This is a genomic window from Spinactinospora alkalitolerans (assembly GCF_013408795.1).
GTDB lineage: Bacteria > Actinomycetota > Actinomycetes > Streptosporangiales > Streptosporangiaceae > Spinactinospora > Spinactinospora alkalitolerans.
In genome coordinates this window covers 2,282,729-2,303,076 of the sequence record NZ_JACCCC010000001.1, presented here as the reverse complement: position 1 = coordinate 2,303,076, position 20,348 = coordinate 2,282,729, and the positions used below count along the sequence as shown (strand labels likewise).

Genomic DNA, 20,348 nt, shown 5'->3' with positions numbered 1-20,348 from the left:
TCCTAACCTGCCCGCGACGTCCAGTGTCGAAGGACTCACTTTTCGATCTTGAGAAGCCCGAGCTCAGACTGGTAGAGCGTGGAGCAGCGTAATGAGAAAGTAACGTCCGGTTCCGGACTCCGTGCCCGTTTTTTTACGCGGCCGGTCCGGCGGTCTCCGGCCGGCTCCCGGATCAGTCCCGCTCGGACTCGGTCCGCGGCTCCGCGTCCGCCGGCCCCGCCGCCCCGGCGTCGGGGGGCGCTCCCCCCGACGGCGCCGGCGGCGCCGGTGATGCCGACGGTGCCCGCTGCGCCCAGTCCTCGCCGTAGGCCCCCTTCGCCGGGCGGCGCCGCCGTTCGGGGGCCCGGGCGCCGTCGGCGAGCCGGCGCGCGGTGACCAGGAAGCCGGTGTGGCCGATCATCCGGTGGTCCGGGCGCACCGCGAGGCCTTCGACGTGCCAGGTGCGGACCATGGTCTCGAAGGCGGCCGGCTCGTAGAACGCCCCGTGGTCGCGCAGTCCCTCCACGACCCGCGACACCTGGGTGGTGGTGGCGACGTAGACGCAGACGAGGCCGCCGGGGACGAGCGCCTTGGCGACGGCGTCCAGGCACTCCCAGGGCGCGAGCATGTCGAGGACGACCCGGTCGACGTCGGTGTCGGCGACCGACTCGGCGAGGTCTCCGACGGTCAGCCGCCACGCGGGGTGCGGGCGGCCGAAGAAGCGCTCGACGTTGGTGCGGGCGATCTCGGCGAAGTCCGCGCGGCGCTCGTAGGAGGAGACCAGGCCCTCCTCGCCGACGGCGCGCAGCAGCCAGCACGACAGCGAGCCCGATCCGGCCCCGGCCTCGATCACCCGGGCTCCGGGGAAGATGTCGGCCTGGGCGACGATCTGCGCGGCGTCCTTGGGGTAGACGATGGTCGCGCCGCGCTTCATCGACAGGGTGAAGTCGGCCAGGAGCGGCCGCAGCGCGACGTAGGCGGTCCCCGAGGTGGCCCGCACCACGCTGCCCTCGGGCGAGCCGATCAGGTCGTCGTGGTCCAGGCGGCCCCGGTGGGTGTGGAACGCCGTGCCGGCGCGCAGGGTGATGGTGTGCATCCGCCCCTTCGGGTCGGTCAACTGCACGATGTCGCCGTCTTCGAAGGGTCCGCGGCGGCCGTGGATGCCGGTCACTGGTGTTCTCGTCTCCCCCACATCATGGATCGCAAGAGCAGTGGCCAAGCGTATCGGCCCTGGTCCGCCACGCTGTAATCGGCGAATGGGGCGGCCGTCCGGCGTGCCCGGGGTCACACGGGCACTCCGCTCAGAGGGTTGAATACGGGGAGAGGCGCTCCCACCGCGGAGCGCGGACCGCCCGGGAACGCAGAAAGGCATGCGAGCGATGGTGAACAACGAGGTCGGACTCGGCATCGACATCGGCGGCAGCGGGATCAAGGGCGCGCCCGTCGACCTGCGGACCGGGACGTTCCTGGTGGACCGGCTCAAGAGTCCAACCCCGCAGCCGTCGTCCCCGCAGGCGGTGGCCAAGGTGGTGGCCGAGATCGCCGGCTCCTTCGACCAGGTCGATCCGGACTGCCCGCTGGGCGTCACCTTCCCCGCCGTCATCCAGCACGGGGTGGCGCGCAGCGCCGCCAACGTCGACCGGTCCTGGATCGGCTTCGACGCGGGGCGCCTGCTCGCCGAGGAGACCGGGCGCAGGGTGTACGTGGTCAACGACGCCGACGCCGCCGCGGTCGGCGAGCACCGGTTCGGCGCCGCGGCCGGCGCCGAGGGCGTGGTGCTGATGACCACGCTGGGCACCGGCATCGGCACGGCGATGCTGCTGGACGGGCGCCTGGTGCCCAACACCGAGTTCGGGCACCTGGAGATCGACGGCCACGACGCCGAGAGCAGGGCCGCCTCCAGCGTCAAGGACCGGGAGGGCCTGTCCTACCGGGAGTGGGCCGAGGAGCGCCTGCAGCGCTACTACTCCGTCGTGGAGGACCTGCTGTGGCCGGACCTGGTCGTGGTCGGCGGCGGTGTCAGCCGCGACGCCGAGAAGTTCCTGCCGTACCTGCACCTGCGCGCCCCGATCGTGGCCGCGAAGCTGCGCAACACCGCCGGCATCGTCGGCGCCGCGATCCTGGCGATGGAGCGGTTCGGGAAGAGGGCTTGAAGGAGGCTCCGGCCTCAGGGGTCTTGAAACCCGACCGCAGGAGGGGGTCCGCGCGGAGCCGGGCACCCCGCGCACGGGCCTGCGGCCACACGGCGGGCCGCCCGTTCACCGCCAACCCGTGTGGCTGAGCTTCAAATCCCCCACTGGCCAAGGGCGGCGGGCAGGCGCGGAGTCATCCCGGCCGCCCGCCCGGAGGGCCGGTGCCGGCGCGCCGGAGCATCCGTGCGATGCGGCGCGCGGCGGCGGCGCTGTCGGCCGCGGGGACGAGCGGGGTCGGCAGCGGGGCGGCCGCACCGTGTTCGGGGAACGCGTGCAGCCACCACCACAGCCGTCCCCGGTGCGGCCGCAGCACGGCGCGCTGGGTTCCGCGGCGTCCTCCCGGGCGGAGCGGACCGCGCAGGGCGGCGTCGACGGCGCCGATCGTGTCGTCGGCGAGCGCGTCCACCCCGCGGGCCTGCAACTCGGCGGTCAGAACGCGCAGTGCGCGCGCCCATGGCGCATCACTTCCCCCGAAGTCAAGATCATGGCCGACTCCGGCCAGTCCGGGGGTGCCCGCGGGGGGCGTCTCAAGGGTCATCGGAGCATCCACTTCAGGCGAGATTTCCCACGGAACAAGGGCTTTGGCCCCTTGACTCTGCCCCGTCGCGGTATTTCGGCGAAAGCGCCATGCATGTCACGCATAGCATCATTCTTATTACACATAGCCACGAAGGGCTGGTGGTGTCCCTAATCTAGGCTCATGCCCCAGCGTGACGGCGCTTTACCGCCGGAGTTTTGGACACGTCCCGCCATGGCCGCCGCACTGGCTTCGTGCGACATGGCCGCCATCGTGGAGGCCATCAGGCTCTCCTGTGGCTGGTCACAGGCCGAACTGGCCCGCAGCGTGGGCTACTCCCAGAGCTGGGTCTCGCGGGTGGTCAACGGCCAGCAGTCCCTGACCCTCGACCAGGTCCGGCAGGTCGCCCATCGGCTGGACATCCCCGTCCACCTGCTCCGGTTCGCGAGCTCGGGGCCCATCCCCGCTCCCACCGCGCCGCCGCGCCCCGCCGCCGTGCGCGCAGCGGGTGAGGGGAAGGGGGCGGATCCCACGCGACGCAGGGATTTCGGAAAGGCCGTCGCCATGACGGCGCTGCCGCTGCCGGCCGCGCCCGGCTGCGGGGACATCGACGAGACGACGGCGCTCACGCTGCGCGCCATCACCGGGGGACAACGGCGGCTGGACGCCTCGTCCCCCGCCCGCGACCTGGCCAAGGCGGCAGTGGCCCACCTGGAGCTGTCGGGCAGGACGCTGGCGCGGGCGCGCCGCACGCCCTTCGCCGCCGACGTCGCCGCGGCGGCCAGCGAGGCGGCCGGGTTCGCCGCGTGGCTGCACGCCGACATGGGCGACGCCGGCTCGGCCCGCTCCTACTACCGGACCGCGGTCGAGCGCGCCCGCCAGTCGGGGCACGGCCTGCTGGACGTCTACATGCTCGGCAGCCTCGCCTCGTTCGAGATCGACGCCGAGGACCCCGAGCTGGGCCTGACCCTCGCCGTCGAGGCGGGCCGGCGGATGGGCGACGACGCGCACCCGACCGCCCAGGCGTGGCTGGCCTGCGTGCGGGCGCTGGGCCGGGCGGGGATGGGCGACGCCGCGGCGGCGCACCGCGAGATCGCGCGGGCCGAGGCGGCCGTGCGGCGCCCGGACAACGCCGCGCCCCCGTGGCCGTGGGTGTTCGCATTCGACGACGCCAAGGTCGCCGGCTACCGCGCGCTGGCCGCGGTGCGGCTGCGCCGCCCCGGCGACGCCCGCACCGCCTTCTCCGACGCCTTCGGGGGCACCCGGCCCGGCGCCAAGCAGGGCGCGGTGCTGCTGGTGGAGCTGGCCACGGCGCACGCCGACGCCGGCGACGTGGACGAGGCGTTCCGGCTGGCCTCGGAGGCGCTGCGCACCGGTGCGGCGTTCCGTTCGGAGCGGATCATCGGTCGGGTGCGGCGGTTCCGCCGCGGGTACCGGGGACCCCGCGCACGGTGCGTGAGCGCGCTGGACGAGCAGCTCACCGCGCTGCTGACAGGAGGGTCGCCGCCGGCCGGACGGGGGTAGGAGACGGGGAAACGGGTGGCGCACCCGCTCCCGTCGTGAAGGGCGGGACGAACCGAGGAGTTGTGCTGTGCGGCGCATCGCGATCACCGGGCACCGGGGGCTGCCCCCGGAGGTCGAGCAGATCATCGACACGGCCGTTCGCGGCCATCTGGGCGCCTTCGGCCCCGCCCTCGTGGGGCTGTCGTGCCTGGCCGACGGCGCCGACACGGTCTTCGCCCGCGCGGTGCTGGAGGCGGGCGGCACCCTGGAGGCGATCGTCCCCGCGGAGTACTACCGCGAGGGCCTGCCGCAGGAGCACCGCCCGGCCTACGACGCCCTGCTGGCCGGGGCCGCGCTGGTGCACCGGCTGCCGTTCCTGGAGTCCACGCCTGAGGCGCACCTGGCGGCCGGCCGGTACATGGCCGACCACTGCGACGAGCTCCTCGCCGTGTGGAACGGCGAGCCCGCCCGCGGCCTCGGCGGTACCGCCGACATCGTCGAATACGCCCGCTGCAGGGAGCTGCCGGTGACCGTCGTCTGGCCGGCGGGGGCCCGCCGGTAGCGAGGGCCGGTCAGGCCCCGGCGAAGGCGGCCTGGACGTCGGCGGCGCGCAGCACGCCGAAGGGGCTGCCGTCCTCCTCGACGAGCAGGTACTCCGAGGCGGGGTGGTCCCGCAGCGCCTCCAGCAGCTCCTCGCCCTCCAGGTCGACGGGGACCAGGATGCCGGAGGTGATGGCGCGGGCGACGCTGGACACCGGGACCCAGGGTCGGCGGTCCTTCGGCACGGCGGCCACGGCGGAGTCGTTGACGATCGAGGTCGGCGTGCCGGCCGAGTCGGTGACGATGATGGCCGCGGCCCCCTCCTCGGCCATCCGGCGCAGCCCTTCGGCGACGGAGGTGTCGGCGGGGACGAGCGCCGGGCGCCGGGCCAGCCGCCGGCCGCGCAGCCTGGGCAGCCGCTCGCGGAAGCGGGCCGCGCGCAGCGAGGAGGTGGCGCCCATCCAGATGAAGGAGCCCAGCAGCACGGCCCACAGGATCGCGAACACGTCGGGCGCCGTCCCCTGGTTCCAGGAGTGCAGGAAGGGCAGGGCGATCACGAAGGCGGCGAGCACGCGGCCCACCCAGGCGGCGACCACGGTCCCGGCCGTGGGGCGGCGGGTGATGCCCCACACGGCGGCGCGCAGCAGCCGACCGCCGTCCAGCGGCAGCCCCGGCAGCAGGTTGAACACGCCGACCAGCAGGTTGGCCACCCACAGCTGCCAGACGAGCACGCCGACGATGGTCGCGGGTTCGACGAACAGGTAGCCGACGAACCCCAGCGCGGCCAGCACCAGGGACAGCAGCGGCCCGGAGAAGGCCACCCAGAACTCCCGGCCGGGGGTCTGGGGCTCGCGCTCGATCTCGGAGACGCCCCCGAGCATGTACAGCGTGATCCGGCGGACCGGCAGTCCGTACATGCGGGCGACGACCGAGTGCGCGAGCTCGTGGACGAGCACGGATGCGTAGAGCAGCACCGCGAAGACGAAGGCCACCAGGTAGGACAGCGGGCCCAGCGCCAGCGCGCCCTCGACCATCGGCTGGTAGAGCACGGTGATGATCGCGGCGATGATCAGCCACGACGGGGAGACGTGGACGGGGATGCCGAAGGGGCGCCCCATGAGGAGGCCGGGCCGCCTTCCGCGGCCCCGGGCTTCGTCGGGCTCGGGCCGGACCGAAGGGTTTCCGCTGCCTGGTTGCGTCACACCTCCAGGCTACGTGGTCCGGTCCGGCCACACGCCGCCGCACGGCGGTGCGCGCCGGTGCGCTCCGGCGTCCGCCCGTTGCCCGGACCGAGCGGATCCGGTGCCGGAGTCACCCGGTCGGCATAGGCTTGATGACCATGAGCTCCCCGCACGACGCCGCCCCGCTGGTCCCGGCGCTGTCACCGTCGCGGGCCGGTGACTTCCTGCAGTGCCCGCTGCTGTTCCGGTTCCGCGTCATCGACAAGCTCCCGGAGCGGCCCAGCGCGGCCGCCGTGCGCGGAACGCTGGTGCACGCCGTGCTGGAGCGGCTGTTCGAGCTGCCGGCCGAGGTGCGCACGCCGCGTTCGGCGCTGAGCCTGCTGGAGCCGCAGTGGGAGAAGCTGCGGGCCGGCCGGCCCGAGGTCGGAGAGCTGTTCGCCGACGAGGGGGAGCAGGCGGCGTGGCTGGAGGAGGCGCGGGCGCTGCTGCGGCGCTACTTCGAGATGGAGCTGCCCCAGCGCCTGGAGCCCCGCGAGCGGGAGATGCGGCTGGACGTGACCCTGGAGTCGGGGCTGCGGCTGCGCGGCTACATCGACCGGCTCGACGTCGCGCCCGGCGGGCAGGTGCGCATCGTCGACTACAAGACCGGCAAGTCGCCGCGCCCCCGCTACGAGGACAAGGCGAAGTTCCAGATCTTCTTCTACGCGGTGATGATCTGGCGCGAGACCGGCGAGGTGCCCACGCGGCTGCAGTTGATGTACCTGGGCGACGGCGGCGTGCGCTGGTACGAGCCGACCGAGGCCGAACTGGTGGCCGCCGAGGCCGAGATCACGGCGATCTGGCGGGAGATCGAGGCGACCGCCCGCTCGGGCGAGTGGCGGCCGCGCAGGAGCAGGCTGTGCGACTGGTGCGACCACCAGGCCCACTGTCCCGAGTTCGGCGGCACTCCCCCGCCCCTGCCGACGGGCTAGGTGTACCACCGGGGCACGCACCTCGGCTCCAGAGGATCGTGGACCTCGGCCCAGAGCAGGCCGTGCGGGCGGGAACACGCCCACTCCGGCCCGAGGAGACCGGAAAGACCCGCCCAGGAGGAAGCTGCGCGCGGGTGGGCGATTCTCTCGCGTGGCCGCCGCGGGCTCGCCGTCCGCAGCGCCTGGGCCGGGAACGGCCGGTCTCGTTCGTGCGTAGGAGGGCGGTTCGGTCCGGGGAAGGGCGCCTTTCAGGGCGGGCCGGATCTAGCGTTGAGGGGTGACGGAGCCGAAGCGGCGGATCGGGGCTGCGGCCCGGGCGCGGAAGATCCTGTTGTCCGGAGCGGTGCTCACCGACGCGTTCATCGTGGCGCTGCTGGCCGTGGGCAACGCCGCGACCGTGGCGCTGCTGGCCGGCGAGTCCGGCGGCTGGGTGCCCTACGAGCCCGGTCGACCCGCCAGCGAGATCGTCGGCGCCGTGCTGCTGCTGGCGCTCTTCGCCCGGCGCTCCCTCCCGTTCACGGTGCTGGCCGTGCTGGCCCTGGGCGGCCTGGGCGCCGACCTCGCCGGTCTCTTCACCTGGGGCGGCGTCGGGCCCGCCATCGCGATCGCCGCCTACTCCATCGGCCGCCACCACGCCCTGGTCCGCTCGCTGATCGGGCTTCTGGCGGGCCTGGTGGTCGATCTGGCCTCGACGGCGCTGTCACCGGCGACGGGCTCGGTCTGGCCCGACTACGCCTTCTACGTCGGCTGGCTGATCGGAGCCTGGTGGATCGGCCGGCTGGTACGCATGCGCGCCTTCCACGTCGCCGAGCTGCGGGCCCGCGCCGAGCGGCTGGAGCGCGCCCGTGACGCCCACGCCCGCGCCGTGCTGGCCGAGGAGCGCTCCCGCATCGCCCGCGAGCTGCACGACGTCGTCGCCCACCACGTCAGCGTGATGACCGTGCAGGCCACGGCCGGCAGCCGGGTCATCGGCCGCGATCCGGAGCGGGCCCGCCAGGCGCTGACCGACATCGAGGCGACCGGCCGGCAGGCGCTGTCGGAGATGCGCAGGATCGTCGGCGTGCTGCGTACGTCCGGCACCGAGGACGCCCAGCGCGGCCCGCAGCCCGGACTGGGCGACCTGACCGAGCTGGTCGGCCAGGTGCGCGAGACCGGCGTGGCGGTCACGCTGCGGTCCGAGGGGTGCCGCGTCCCGCTGCCCCCGGGGCTGGACCTGACGCTGTACCGGGTGGTGCAGGAGTCGCTGACCAACGTCCTCAAGCACGCGGGCGAGCGCACCCGCACCGAGGTCCGGGTGTGCTTCGAGCACCGGGCGGTGCGCGTGGAGGTCGAGGACGACGGCGCAGGCCCGTTCGCGGACGCGAGGGGCGGGGACGAGCCGGGGCACGGCCTGCTGGGGATGCGCGAGCGGATCGCGCTGTTCGGCGGCGAACTGGAGGCGGGCCCCCGGCCGGCGGGAGGCTTCTCGGTGCGCGCCCGGGTCCCCCTGGAGTCGGGCGGCCCGGCCGGGAGCTGACCCTTGGCACGCGGGGCCGGGCGGCCGACCGCCCGGAGGCGGCACCGGCCCCGCCCTCTGGCGCCTTCCGGCCGGATCCGGCCGGGGGCGGGGCCGCACGCCCCACCGCCTCTCCTGATCGGGGACAATCGTCCCCATGTCCGTTCGCGTCCTGCTCGTCGACGACCAGCCGCTGCTCCGGACGGGTTTCCGGCTCATCCTGGAGTCCGAACCCGAGGTCTCGGTCGTCGGCGAGGCCGCCGACGGCCACGACGCGCTGGCCACGACCAGGCGGCTGCTGCCCGACGTGGTGCTGATGGACATCCGGATGCCCGGCAAGGACGGCATCGACGCCACCCGCGAGATCCTCGCCTGGGCCTCGGGGGCCGGGCAGCGGGTGCGCGTCCTCGTCCTGACGACCTTCGACCTGGACGAGTACGTCGTGGAGGCGCTGCGCGCCGGAGCCAGCGGCTTCCTGCTCAAGGACGTTCCGCCGGACGAGCTGGTCTCGGCGATCCGGGTGGTGGCCGACGGCGCCGCGATCGTCGCCCCGACCGTCACCCGGCGGCTGCTGGACCGCTTCGCCGCCAAGCTGCCCTCGACCAGGCGGGCGCCGGAGCCCGGCCTGCAGCGGCTCACCGAGCGCGAGCGCGAGGTGCTGCGGCTGCTGGCGCGCGGCATGTCCAACGCCGAGATCGCGCGCCACCTGGTGGTCAGCGAGACCACGGTCAAGACGCACGTGGGCAACGTCCTCACAAAGCTCGACCTGCGCGACCGGGTGCAGGCGGTCGTCTACGCCTACGAGACCGGGATCGTGCACCCCGGCGAGGCCGACGAGGCGCATCCCTGACGCGGCCGCCGCCGGTCGGCTTCCGCGGCCCTGCGCCGCCTCCGCGCCGGACGGCGCGGGCCGGACCGGCCGGCGCCCCGCCTCGGTCGGCGCCGTGACGGAGTTCACCTCCGGGTGAGGACGGAGCCGGTCAACCCGAGCGTTTCCCTACACGTCTCACCGTGTGGCGCCGCCGATGCGGGCGCCCCCACTCCCACTTTCTCCCGTGCGCACGGGCCTCTGAGCATGCCCGGCGCACAGGGGGTATGTGGTCCCATGACCGATCCGGGTGTCCTTGCGGCCGTGCCCGGTCCGAGCAGCGAGTCTCTCGCGAGGAGGTGTCAGAACCGCCAATGGCGCAGCGAATCCAGCGGCCGGCCCCGCTGAACGACAACAATCTGCTGAGCAGGCTGCGGGACTGGCGCGCGGCCAGGGAGTCCGAGCTGCACGCCGACGGCCTCGACGACGAGGCCGTGGAGCTGCCCGATCCGCGTGCGCTCGACCTCGTGCTGCGGGTCGGCGAGCTGCTGCTGGCCAGCGGCGAGGGGACGGAGGCCGTCAGCGAGGCGATGCTGAGCCTCTCTGTGGCCTTCGAGCTGCCGCGCACCGAGGTCTCGGTGACCTTCACCGCCATCACGCTGTCCTGCCACCCCGGCGGCGACCACCCGCCGATCACCGGCGAGCGCGTCGTGCGGCGGCGCACCCTGGACTACTTCCGGGTCAGCGAACTGCACACGCTGGTGCAGGACGCCGCGCTGGGCCAGGTCGAGCTGGAGGGCGCGATCACGCGGCTGCGCACCATCAAGCGGGCCAACCCGCCCTACCCCAACTGGCTGCTGGTCAGCGGGTTCGGGCTGATCGCCTCCAGCGCCAGCCTCATGGTCGGCGGGCAGCTCATCGTCGCCACCGCGGCGTTCGTGGCGACCGTGCTGGGCGACCGCGCCTCGGTGTTCCTGGCCAAGCGCGGCATCGCGGAGTTCTACCAGATGGCCGCCGCCGCGGTGATCGCCTCCAGCATCGGCGCCGCGCTGCTGTGGGCGAGCTCGGAGCTGGACCTGGGCCTGCAGGCCGGCGCGGTCATCACCGGTAACATCATGGCCCTGCTTCCGGGGCGCCCGCTGGTCTCCAGCCTGCAGGACGGCATCAGCGGCAGCTACGTCTCCTCGGCGGCGCGGCTGCTGGAGGTGTTCTTCACCCTGGGCGCGATCGTCTCCGGTGTCGGCGCCGTCGCCTACACGGCGGTGCGCCTGGGTGTCGGCATCGACCTGGAGAACCTGCCCTCGGCCGGTACCGACATGGATCTGCCGGTGCTCATCGGCGCGGCCGGGATCGCGGTGGCCTTCGCGGTCTCCCTCGCCGTCCCGATCCGCATGCTGCCCGCGATCGGCCTGATGGGAGTGCTGATCTGGGTGACCTACGCCGGTCTGCGGGGCTTGCTGGACGTCCCGCCGATCGTGGGCACCGTCGCCGGCGCGATGGCCGTCGGCGTCATCTCGCACTGGCTGGCGCGGCGCACCCAGAGCCCGGTGCTGCCCTTCATCATCCCCTCGATCGCCCCGCTGCTGCCGGGGAGCATCCTGTACCGGGGTCTGCTGCAGCTCAGCCTGGACGACCCGGTCGCGGGTCTGCTCAGCCTGTCGGAGGCCGTCGCCGTGGGCCTGGCGCTGGGTGCCGGCGCCAACCTCGGCGGCGAGCTCGTGCGCGCCTTCCAGCGTGGCGGCCTGGCCGGCGCCGGCCGCCGCGGCCGCCCCGCCGCCCGCAGGACCAGGGGCGGGTACTGACGGCTCCACCGGCCGCGCGCGCGAAAGGCCCTCCCCGCTCCGGCGGGGAGGGCCTTCCTGTTTCGTCCGCCGACGTGTGGGGCCGGGGTGCCTCAGGCGAGGCTCTCCTGGGCCTGGCCGCGCAGCCGGGCCCGCTCGGCCCGGTGCCGCCTGGCCTCGTCGGGGTCGAGCACCGGCGCGGCGGCCAGGAGCTGCCTGGTGTAGGGGTGCTCCGGGTTCTCATAGACCGAGTCGCCGTCGCTCATCTCCACGATCTGGCCCTTGCGCATGACCGCGACCCGGTCGCTGACCTGGCGCACGACCGCGAGGTCGTGGGCGACGAAGATCAGCGTCAGGTTGAAGTCGTCCTGCAGCTCCGACAGCAGCCGCAGCACCTGGTCCTGGGTGGAGACGTCCAGCGCCGACACCGGCTCGTCGCAGATGATCAGCTTGGGTTTGAGGATGAGCGCGCGGGCGATCGCGATGCGCTGGCGCTGCCCCCCGGAGAACGCGTGCGGGAAGCGGTTGTAGTGCGTGGGCTCCAGGCCGACCCGCTCCAGCAGCTCCTGCACCCTGCTCTTGATGAGCTTGGTGTTGCGCTCCCCCTGGACCCGCAGCGCGGTGCCGATGCTGTCGCCGATGGTCAGCCTCGGGTTCAGCGAGGAGTAGGGGTTCTGGAAGATCATCTGGATGTCGCGGCGCAGCGGGCGCAACCGCCGGTCGGGCAGGTGCGTGATGTCGCGGCCCTCGAAGACGATGCTGCCGGCGGTGGGGCGCAGCAGCCGCATGATCATCCGCGAGAGCGTGCTCTTGCCCGAACCCGACTCGCCCACGACACCCAGCGTCTCGCCCTTGTACAGCTCGAAGGAGACGTCGTCGACCGCGTAGAAGTCGGTGGAGCCGCCGAACATCCCGCCGCGCACCTTGAAGCGCTGGCGGACGTTGGACACCTTCAGCAGCGGCTCGGCCTGGGAGGCCGCGGCCGGCTCCCGGGGCGCCGCCGGCGCCGCGGTCCGCTCGGCCGACTGCTCGGCCGGTTCGGCCGGTGCGGCGCCGCCCTTGGCCGCGGCCCGGTCCGCCCGGACCTGGGCCCGGCGCTGGGCGCGCGAGACCTCGACCCGCGGCACGGCGGCCAGCAGCGACCGGGTGTAGGAGTGCTCGGGCTGCGACAGCACCTTGCGCACGTCCCCGCGCTCGACGGCCCGGCCCTTCTGCATCACCAGGACCTCGTCGACCGACCCGGCGACGACCGCGAGGTCGTGGCTGACCAGGATCAGCGACATGCCCAGGTCCTGGCGCAGGTCGTCGAGGAGGTCGAGGATCTGGGCCTGCACGGTGACGTCCAGCGCCGTGGTCGGCTCGTCGGCCAGCAGCACCTTGGGCTCGCAGACCAGGCCCATGGCGATGAGCACGCGCTGGCGCATGCCGCCGGAGAACTCGTGCGGGTAGGAGTTGATCCGCTTGTCCGGGTCGGGGATGCCCACGCGGCCCAGCGCGTCGACGGCGCGCTTGCGCGCCTCGCCCACGCTCGCCGAGGGGCGGTGCGTGCGGTAGGCCTCGATGATCTGGTTGCCGATGGTGTACTGCGGGTGCAGCGACGACATCGGGTCCTGGAAGACCATCGCGATGTCGTTGCCGCGCATCGCCCGGAGCCGGGCGTCGGGGGCCTGCACGATCTTGGGGGGCAGGGGTCCGCCGTCCTTGTCCCTGCCCTCGGACTCCCTGACCGTCTTGACGATGTCGACGCCGGCGACCGTGAGGTCACCGGTGATCCTGGCCTTGGTGCCGCGGTGCAGCCCCATCAGGGCCAGTGACGTGGCGCTCTTGCCCGACCCCGACTCGCCGACGATGCCCAGCGCGCCACCGGGAGCCACCTCGAAGGACAGCCCGTCGACCGCGTGGACGTCGCCGTCCATCGTCGGGAAGGTGATCGTGAGGTCGCGGACGCTGACGGCCGCGCCCGTGCTCGCTGCGGGTTCCTGTCCGGTTCCCGGTGTGGTCATTGCCGTCTTCCTTCGGCTCGGTTGCCCGTCGGGGCAGGAGAGTGATCGTCCTTTTGGTCTGCGGGACCCGCCGGCTCGTGCCCGGCGGGCCCCGGCTCGCTAGCCGGCGACTCTGACCCGGGGGTCCACCCAGGCGTAGAGCAGGTCGACGATGAGGTTGCACACGACGATGAAGAACGCGCCGAACAGGGTCACGCCCAGGATGACGGGGAGGTCGCTCTGCACGATGGCGTTGACCGCGTAGCGGCCGATGCCGTTCAGCGAGAACACCTGCTCGGTCAGCACCGCGCCGCCGAGCACCAGGCCGATGTCGAGGCCGAAGATGGTGAGGATCGGGGTCAGGGTGGGGCGCAGCCCGTGCTTGAGCACGACCGTGCGCTCACTGAGCCCCTTGGCCCGCGCGGTGCGGATGTAGTCCTCGCCCATCGTCTCCAGCATGCCCGCTCTGGTCTGCCGGGCGTACTGCGCCGCGTGCAGGAAGGCCAGCGTCAGCCACGGCAGGATGAGGCCGGACGCCCACGCCAGCGGGTTCTCCGTGAAGGGAGTGTAGTCGGCGTTGGGGAAGAGGTCCCAGGCGTGCACCAGGAAGGCCAGCGACAGCAGACCGGTGAAGAAGATCGGCAGGGAGACCCCGGCCAGGGCGACGCCCATGGCGATGCGGTCGAAGATGCTGCCCTTCTTGATGGCGGAGAGGATGCCGACGGCCACGCCGCCGACGAGCCAGATGACGGCCGCACCGAGGGCCAGCGAGAAGGTCACCGGCAGGCGCTTGACGAGCTCGGGGAAGACCTCCTGGTAGTTCTGGAAGGAGTAGCCGAAGCACGGCGCGGAGCACTGCACGGTGTCGCGGCCGAACTGGTACTCGGCCCCGACGAAGATGCCTCTGACGAACTCCCAGAACTGCAGGGCGAGCGGCTGATCCAGCCCGAGCCGGTCGATGGTGGCCTGGATGGCCTCGGGCGTGGGCGCCTTGCCCACGTACATCGTGGCGAGCTGCTCCGTTGTCTGCCCGGCCAGCCGCGGCACCACGTAGAAGATGAGGAAGGTCACCAGGGTGACGACCGCGAGCAGCAGGACGCCCGCGCCCAGGCGACGGAGAATGTATGTCAGCATCGTGGCCGGCGGCGGAGCCCGGCCGGTCCTCGTGGGACGCGGCCGGGTCCGCCGCCTTCACCTGCCTATCTCAACTGGTCGAGGCGAGGTCTACTCGTTCGTGGTGCCGAGCGCCATGTAGTCGTACATGGCGTAGCCCGCGTGGAAGTAGACGTTGGTCAGGTTCTCCGGACGGTAGGTCACCGACTTCTCGAACACGCCCGGCAGGATGGCGGCGTTCTCCATCACCAGCCGGTCGATCTGGCTGTAGATCTCGGACCGCTCCGCCGGGTCCTCGGTCTCGACGACCTGGTCGAACAGCTCGTTGATCTCCGGGTCGTCGAGCTCGGAGATGTTGGAGTTGCCCGCGTCGACGATGGAGTCGCCGTCGACGATCTTGCTCATGAAGCCGTAGCCGCTGGGCCAGTCGGGGATCCAGCCGTAGACGCTCAGGCCCATCTCGTTGTCGTGCACGAAGTCCGGCGAGCCCGCCTGGGTGTTGGTGAAGGTGTCCGACGGGTACTGCTCGATGTTGATGTCGATGCCGACCTCCGACAGCGACTGCTGCAGCGCTTCGGCGGCCGCGACCTCGGTGGGGCGGTCGCCGCGGACGCCGAGGCCGGTGCTGAAGCCGTCGTCCTCGCCGCACTCCTCCAGCTTCTCCCTGGCCTTGTCCGCGTCGCCCTGGTTGTCCTCGGAGGGGTACAGGTCGATGCTGTCGTCGGCGCCCGGGAGCTGCGGCGGCATGATCTGGGTCGGGATCTCGCCGCCGATCTCGCCGCCCCAGGCGCGCTGGATCGCCTCGTGGTCGGCCGCGTACATGATCGCCTGGCGGCAGGCCAGGTCGTCCAGCGGCTCGACGACGGTGTTGACGTTGAAGTAGCGCAGGGCGCCGGTGGGCGGGTTGTCCAGGTAGGGCTTCTGCGAATCGTCCGTGACGACCTGGCCCTTCATCGCCGGGCCCAGGCCGGTGCCGCCCAGGTCGACGTCGAGCTCGCCGTTGACCAGGCGCTGGTCGATCTCGTTCTGCTCGACGCCCAGCTCCACGGTCACGCGGTCGGGCAGCGCCGGGCGGACCGGGTCGGACTCGGGGTCCCACTCCTCGTTGCGCACCAGGTTGAGGTGGCTGCCGGGCTCGTAGTCGCCGTCGAACTTGTAGGGGCCGGAGGAGAGCACGTGGCTCTGGTACTGCTCACCGGTGTCGGCCTCGGCCGGGACCGGGGCGGTCTGCGGCTGGATCAGGATGTAGGGGAACTCCGAGAACGGCTTGCTGAGGTGAAAGACCAGCGTGTGGTCGTCCGGGGTCTCGACGCCGCCGAAGCCGGCCAGCGGGTCGCTGGCGTTGGCGTAGGGGCCCTCGTAGTCGTCGCTGTCGGCCAGCAGGTCGCTGAAGTACTTCGGGCCGTTGGGCAGCGCCTGGTCGCCGAAGTTGCTGCGCGCGATGGCGTACTTGATGTCCTCGGCGACGATCTCGGAGCCGTCCTCGTAGGTGAGGCCCTCCTTGATCTCCACCGTCCACTCGGTGCCGTCGTCGTTGGACTCGGGCAGGTCCACGGCGAGGTCGGGGACCAGCTCGGTCGCCGCCTCGCCCGGCTCGCTGTTGTAGGCGAGCAGGGTACGCGCGTAGTACCGGCTGAAGTTCCAGCTGAACCCGTAGTAGGTGTTGCCGGGGTCCGGGGAGTCGAAGTCGGCCGAGATGGCGTAGCGCAGCGTCCCGCCCTGCTGGTCCGACGGGTTGACGATCTCGGTGGTGCCCTGGTCGTAGGCGACGTCGGCCGAACCGCCGCCGCCGCCGTCGCCGCCGCCGTCACCGCCGCAGGCGGACAGCAGCAAGGCCGAGGCCGCGCCGAGCGCGACGAACCCCAACGCACGTTTTCTCAATGATCTGCCTTTCTCGCGGGCTGCGGGATGGGTTCTCCGAAGAGCGGGCCCCTTGTGGGGGCCGGTGCGCCCTTTAGTCGGAGGAGCGGGGATCGAATGCGTCCCGAAGGCCGTCGCCGAGCAGGTTGAACGCCAGCACGGTGATGAAGATGGCCAGGCCGGGGATGAGCACGAAGTGCGGTGACGTCGTGTAGTACTGCAGCGACCCGGACAGCATGCCGCCCCAGGTCGGCGTGGGCGGGTTGATGCCGACGCCGAGGAAGGACAGTGCCGCTTCGAACAGGATGTTCGTGGGGATCAGCAGCGTCGAGTAGACCAGGATCGGCGTCACCAGGTTGGGCAGCAGCTCCCGGAACAGGATGTGGGCGTTGCTGGCGCCCAGGCTGCGGGCGGCCTCGACGAACTCGCGCTCCTTGAGCGTGAGCGTCTGGCCTCGTACGATCCGGCCGATGTAGGGCCAGTTGAAGAACCCGATGATGAAGATCAGCACGCCGATCCGCAGACCGTTGCCGCTGAGCCCGAACGCCCCGTCGGGGATGACGCCGGCCAGCGCGATCGCGAACAGCAGCAGCGGGAAGGCCAGGAAGATGTCCATCGCGCGGCTGATGACGGTGTCGACCCAGCCGCCGAAGTAGCCCGCGATGATGCCCAGGACGGTGCCGATGAAGACGCAGAGGAGGGTCGCGGCGAAGGCGACCAGCAGCGAGATCTGCGCGCCGTAGACGATGCGGCTGAACATGTCGCGCCCGTTGACGGGTTCGAGGCCGAGCAGGTGGTCGCCGCTCATGCCGCCGAGGGGGTCGAGTCCGCCCATGGGGTTGTTCGGATCGGCCAGCACGCCGCCGGTGAGCGGATCGATGAGGTCCTGGTGGAACTCGTTGGGCGGGTAGCCGAACAGCTTGCTCAGCAGCGGCGCGAGGATCGCGATCAGGATCAGCAGGATGACGACGATCCCGCCGGCCAGGGCGATCTTGTCCCGCTTGAGCCGCTGCCAGGCGATCTGGCGCAGGGACCGGTTCGCGGAACCGCGAACGCCTTCGGTCATCGCCTCTGGTTCGGCGTGCTGCGCCGACTCGGGTGCGTCCAAAGGCGCGGTCATGACACCACTACTCCCCCACTACTCCCGCTTTTGGCTGCGGCGTTGGCTCCGGTGGATCTCCCGGACGTTCGGCGCCCCGGGCACCGCGCGTGAACCGCTTCGCGCTCTCCGGTGGACAGCCGTGACCGACGGTGGGTGGGTCTCCCACCGCCGGGGACGCGCGATCGCGGTCCGCTTAACGCTCGGGGTAAACACAGCTAACGCGCGCCGTGCGCCGAGTAGCGCACGACGGATAATTTACGCGCCGGTACATTGCCGTTCGTCCAATTCGCCAGGTTGTGGCCCAATTGTGACGCGAGCCTGATATTCCCGTCACTTACGAGAAAGGCGACTCACCGAGAAGCGTTCGCGACAGAGTGTGCATGATCGATCGGCCGAGTGCCCACAGGCGCGCCAGGACGGGGCGATTCGTTACGGGGCGCGCACCGCGGGCCCGGACACGGCGGCGCCGCCCGTCCACGGGGACGGGCGGCGCGATGCCGAACCGGCGGTAGGGGCGGGTGTTCAGTCGGGCTTACGGCCGGACCCGCGAGGAGGTCAGCCGATGCCGCGCTTGCGCAGCAGCTCTTCGATGTCGCTGAAGTCGTCGTCGCCCCCGCCCGAGGACTTCTTCTCCGGCTTCGGCGCGGGCGCGCCCACCTGCGGACGGCCGCCCGCCGCACCGGCTTCGCCGGCCTGATCGGTCGCGCCCGCGGCGTCGGCGGACCCGCGCCGTTTGCGGCCGCCGCGGTCGGTGACGCCGATGTTGCGCGCCCGCATGACCCCGGAGACCACCCACAGCACCACGGCCAGGCCCGCGACGGCCACGCCGGCCCACACCACCGGGTTGAACACCATGCCGACGAAGAAGCCGACGAGGTCGGCGACCAGCCGCCACAGGATCGTCATCAGCCCCATCAGCCCCGCGGCCAGGGGCAGCAGCGACCAGGCCACCCCGCGCAGCCCGGCCGCGGCGCCCCTGCGGCGCCACACCACCCAGGAAATGATCAGCCCCACGACCGTGAGGGCCGCTCCCAGCATCGGACCTTCGAACGGGATCTGTGTCGGCATGCCCCCAGTCTCGCACTCCGCAGCGGATCCGGCCATCGGGCGACTCCCCTAGTGGACGGATCGGGGACGCGCCGGGGCGGCGGTGCGTCCCGCACCGCCGCCCCGGGTCCTCGTCGCGGCTCCCGCCGCCGCGGCTACTCGCGGGTGGTCCCCAGCGCCATGTAGTCGTACATCTTCCAGCTCGGGTTGAAGTAGACGTTGGTCAGGTTCTCCGGCCGGTACAGCACCGACTTCTGGAAGATCATCGGCACGATCACCGCCTCCTCCATGACCATCTCGTCGATCCGGGCGTAGATCTCGGCCTGCCCGGCCGGGTCCTCGACCGTGACCACCTCGTCGAAGAGCTCGTTGACCTCGGGGTCGTCGAACTCGGAGATGTTGGAGTTGCCGGCCTCCTTGATGGAGTCGCCGTCGAGGATCTGGCTCATGTAGCCGTAGCCGCTGGGCCAGTCGGGCATCCAGCCGTAGATGTTGAGGCCGAGCTCGTTGTCGTGCACGAAGTCCGGCGAACCCGCCTGGGTGTTGGTGAAGGTGTCGGAGGGGAACTGCTCGATGTCGACGTCGATGTCGGCGCGGGCCAGCGCCTGCTGCAGCGCCTCGGCGGCCGCGACCTCGGCCGGCCGGTCCGAGCGGACCCCGAGATTGGTGGAGAAGCCGTCCTCCTGGCCGCACTCCTCCAGCTTCTCCCCGGCCTTGTCGATGTCGCCCTCGTTGTTCTCCGAGGGGTAGAGGTCGAGGTCGGGGTCGGCGCCGTCGACCGCCGGCGGCAGCACCTGGGTGGCGATGGTGCCGCCGATGTCGCCGCCCCAGGCCCGCTGGACGGCGTTGCGGTCGACCGCGTACTGCACCGCCTGCCGGCACGCCCGGTCGTCCAGCGGCTCCACGTGGACGTTGAGGTTGACGAAGTAGTGCGCGCTGGTCTCGGGGTTGTCGAGGTGGACCCTGGTCTCCTCGTCGGGGACCGCCTGGCCCTTCATCGCCGGGCCCAGGCCGGTGCCGCCCAGGTCGACGTCGAGCTCGCCGTTGGCCAGGCGCTGGTCGATCTCGTTCTGGTCGACGCCCTCCTCGACGGTGACCCGGTCCGGCAGCGCCCTGCGGATCGGGTCGGATTCGGGGTCCCACTCCTCGTTGCGCACCAGGGTGATCCCGTTGCCGGGGTTCCACTCGCCCTCGAACTTGTAGGGCCCGGAGGAGACCACCTGGGTCTGGTAGCGCTCGCCCTGGTCGGCCTCCGCGGGCACGGGCGCGCTCTGCGGCTGGACCATCACGTAGGTGAAGTCGACGAACGGCTCCTTGAGGTGGAAGACCAGCGTGTGGTCGTCCGGGGTCTCGATGCCGTCGAAGCCGGCCAGCGGGTCATCGGCGTCGGTGTAGGGGCCCTCGTAGTCGTCGCTGTCGTCGAGCAGCTGCTGGTAGTACTTGGGGCCGTTGGGCAGCGCCTGGTCGCCGAAGTTGGCCCGGGCGATCGCGTACTTGACGTCCTCGGCGACGATCTCGGAGCCGTCCTCGTACTTCAGCCCCTCCTTGAGCCGGACGGTCCAGGTCGTGCCGTCCTCGCTGACCTCGGGCAGGTCCGCCGCGAGGTCGGGGACGACCTCCCGGCCGGCCTCGCCGGGCGAGGCCGCGTAGGTGTAGAGCGTGCGCGCGTAGTACCGGCTGAAGTTCCAGACGTAGCCGTAGTAGGTGTTGCCGGGGTCGGTGCTCTCGATGTTGGCCGCGATCGCGTAGCGCAGCGTGCCGCCGGTCTGGTCGGAGGGGTTGACCACCTCGGCGACCCCCTGGTTGAACTCACCCCCCGCGGTGTCCCCGCCTCCGTCACCGCCGCCGCCGCAGGCGCCCAGAAGCAGCATCGCCGCGGTACCCACCGCGGCGAACGACAACGCTCGTTTGTTCACTTTTATCCCCTTTCTCATGGGGGTCCGGGGCGGGGCGAATTCCCGCGGACGCCGGTGCCGCCGCGCTGCGCGCGCCGGATCCGGTCATCCCACGAAGTCGCCGCCAGGCGAGGCGCGGTCACCGACCCGACCGGGCGAATGACGCTCGGTCAGCTCATGCGGCACTCTATTGCACTGCGCCCGCTTTTACGGGGTGAGACCGAATCGTGACGGAAAGCCTATTCGCCCGAAATTCCGGTAAAAGGGATTGATTTACCGGTCTTTGCACCCCCGCAGCCCCGCCCGCCGCGTGCCGCCACCGGCCAGGGCTGCCGGAAGAGCGCGGCCCTGACCGGCTCCCCTCGCCGTCCGGCCGACCCGC

General features: G+C 72.1%; 16 protein-coding genes. 7 read left to right on the top strand and 9 right to left on the bottom strand.

The genetic code is table 11. The features are described from left to right. Positions 1-172: 172 nt before the first annotated feature. Positions 173-1,150 carry a tRNA (adenine-N1)-methyltransferase gene (locus HDA32_RS10130; protein ID WP_179642948.1) on the bottom strand — a complete coding sequence of 326 codons (978 nt, stop codon included), beginning with the start codon at positions 1,148-1,150 and terminating at the stop codon, positions 173-175. Between the two features lie 208 nt (positions 1,151-1,358). Between HDA32_RS10130 and ppgK the strand changes: the two genes are divergently transcribed. Further along, the gene (gene ppgK / locus HDA32_RS10125) at positions 1,359-2,132 is read left to right on the top strand and encodes a polyphosphate--glucose phosphotransferase (protein WP_179646595.1); all 774 of its coding nucleotides are present in this window, start codon (positions 1,359-1,361) and stop codon (positions 2,130-2,132) included. A gap of 172 nt (positions 2,133-2,304) precedes the next feature. On the opposite strand, the gene HDA32_RS10120 is transcribed toward ppgK, so the two are convergent. Next, a complete protein-coding gene (locus HDA32_RS10120) occupies positions 2,305-2,709 on the bottom strand; it encodes a hypothetical protein (RefSeq protein ID WP_246334285.1) in 405 nt (134 codons plus the stop codon). A gap of 213 nt (positions 2,710-2,922) precedes the next feature. Between HDA32_RS10120 and HDA32_RS10115 the strand changes: the two genes are divergently transcribed. Continuing rightward, complete coding sequence (locus HDA32_RS10115) at positions 2,923-4,212, top strand: helix-turn-helix domain-containing protein (RefSeq protein ID WP_179642947.1); 1,290 nt, start codon at positions 2,923-2,925, stop codon at positions 4,210-4,212. Positions 4,213-4,279: 67 nt separating this feature from the next. Continuing rightward, positions 4,280-4,753 (top strand): hypothetical protein, encoded by a 474-nt coding sequence (locus HDA32_RS10110; protein WP_179642946.1) that lies wholly within the window; start codon positions 4,280-4,282, stop codon positions 4,751-4,753. A 10-nt stretch (positions 4,754-4,763) separates the two neighbouring features. Here the strand turns inward: HDA32_RS10110 and HDA32_RS10105 are convergent, their stop codons facing one another. Further along, entirely contained in the window at positions 4,764-5,933 is a 1,170-nt protein-coding gene (locus HDA32_RS10105) for a site-2 protease family protein (RefSeq protein ID WP_376766950.1), read from the bottom strand. A gap of 137 nt (positions 5,934-6,070) precedes the next feature. Between HDA32_RS10105 and HDA32_RS10100 the strand changes: the two genes are divergently transcribed. The 4 genes from HDA32_RS10100 (at position 6,071) to HDA32_RS10085 (ending at position 10,988) form a co-directional block, all read left to right on the top strand. Beyond that, on the top strand, positions 6,071-6,883 hold the full coding sequence (locus tag HDA32_RS10100; protein WP_179642945.1) for a RecB family exonuclease: 813 nt from the start codon (positions 6,071-6,073) through the stop codon (positions 6,881-6,883). 277 nt (positions 6,884-7,160) lie between these two features. After that, on the top strand, positions 7,161-8,399 hold the full coding sequence (locus HDA32_RS10095) for a sensor histidine kinase (RefSeq protein WP_179642944.1): 1,239 nt from the start codon (positions 7,161-7,163) through the stop codon (positions 8,397-8,399). A 136-nt stretch (positions 8,400-8,535) separates the two neighbouring features. Next, positions 8,536-9,228, top strand: coding sequence for a response regulator (locus HDA32_RS10090; protein ID WP_179642943.1), 693 nt, complete (start codon positions 8,536-8,538; stop codon positions 9,226-9,228). A gap of 332 nt (positions 9,229-9,560) precedes the next feature. Further along, entirely contained in the window at positions 9,561-10,988 is a 1,428-nt protein-coding gene (locus tag HDA32_RS10085) for a threonine/serine exporter family protein (RefSeq protein ID WP_179642942.1), read from the top strand. A gap of 92 nt (positions 10,989-11,080) precedes the next feature. Here HDA32_RS10085 and HDA32_RS10080 read toward each other — a convergent pair whose 3' ends face one another. The 6 genes from HDA32_RS10080 to HDA32_RS10055 all read right to left on the bottom strand — a co-directional run bounded on the left by HDA32_RS10080 (position 11,081) and on the right by HDA32_RS10055 (position 19,987). Next, positions 11,081-12,970, bottom strand: coding sequence for a dipeptide ABC transporter ATP-binding protein (locus HDA32_RS10080; protein WP_179642941.1), 1,890 nt, complete (start codon positions 12,968-12,970; stop codon positions 11,081-11,083). A gap of 99 nt (positions 12,971-13,069) precedes the next feature. After that, a complete protein-coding gene (locus HDA32_RS10075) occupies positions 13,070-14,083 on the bottom strand; it encodes an ABC transporter permease (RefSeq protein ID WP_179642940.1) in 1,014 nt (337 codons plus the stop codon). A 90-nt stretch (positions 14,084-14,173) separates the two neighbouring features. After that, positions 14,174-15,943, bottom strand: coding sequence for an ABC transporter substrate-binding protein (locus HDA32_RS10070; RefSeq protein WP_179642939.1), 1,770 nt, complete (start codon positions 15,941-15,943; stop codon positions 14,174-14,176). Positions 15,944-16,016: 73 nt separating this feature from the next. Beyond that, entirely contained in the window at positions 16,017-17,042 is a 1,026-nt protein-coding gene (locus HDA32_RS10065) for an ABC transporter permease (RefSeq protein ID WP_179642938.1), read from the bottom strand. Between the two features lie 537 nt (positions 17,043-17,579). Then, the gene (locus HDA32_RS10060; RefSeq protein WP_246334284.1) at positions 17,580-18,092 is read right to left on the bottom strand and encodes a cellulose synthase; all 513 of its coding nucleotides are present in this window, start codon (positions 18,090-18,092) and stop codon (positions 17,580-17,582) included. Positions 18,093-18,226: 134 nt separating this feature from the next. Continuing rightward, positions 18,227-19,987, bottom strand: a complete 1,761-nt coding sequence (locus HDA32_RS10055; RefSeq protein WP_312863119.1) for an ABC transporter substrate-binding protein — start codon at positions 19,985-19,987, stop codon at positions 18,227-18,229. Positions 19,988-20,348: the final 361 nt, after the last annotated feature.

What these genes read in the sequence shown, in the direction of transcription:
- HDA32_RS10090 (WP_179642943.1), top strand. Translation starts at nt 8,536, where the DNA reads ATGTCCGTTCGCGTCCTGCTCGTCGACGACCAGCCGCTGCTCCGGACG.
- HDA32_RS10080 (WP_179642941.1), bottom strand. Translation starts at nt 12,970, where the DNA reads ATGACCACACCGGGAACCGGACAGGAACCCGCAGCGAGCACGGGCGCG.
- HDA32_RS10075 (WP_179642940.1), bottom strand. Translation starts at nt 14,083, where the DNA reads ATGCTGACATACATTCTCCGTCGCCTGGGCGCGGGCGTCCTGCTGCTC.
- HDA32_RS10060 (WP_246334284.1), bottom strand. Translation starts at nt 18,092, where the DNA reads ATGCCGACACAGATCCCGTTCGAAGGTCCGATGCTGGGAGCGGCCCTC.
- HDA32_RS10065 (WP_179642938.1), bottom strand. Translation starts at nt 17,042, where the DNA reads ATGACCGCGCCTTTGGACGCACCCGAGTCGGCGCAGCACGCCGAACCA.
- HDA32_RS10100 (WP_179642945.1), top strand. Translation starts at nt 6,071, where the DNA reads ATGAGCTCCCCGCACGACGCCGCCCCGCTGGTCCCGGCGCTGTCACCG.
- HDA32_RS10115 (WP_179642947.1), top strand. Translation starts at nt 2,923, where the DNA reads ATGGCCGCCGCACTGGCTTCGTGCGACATGGCCGCCATCGTGGAGGCC.
- HDA32_RS10120 (WP_246334285.1), bottom strand. Translation starts at nt 2,709, where the DNA reads ATGACCCTTGAGACGCCCCCCGCGGGCACCCCCGGACTGGCCGGAGTC.
- ppgK (WP_179646595.1), top strand. Translation starts at nt 1,359, where the DNA reads ATGGTGAACAACGAGGTCGGACTCGGCATCGACATCGGCGGCAGCGGG.
- HDA32_RS10085 (WP_179642942.1), top strand. Translation starts at nt 9,561, where the DNA reads ATGGCGCAGCGAATCCAGCGGCCGGCCCCGCTGAACGACAACAATCTG.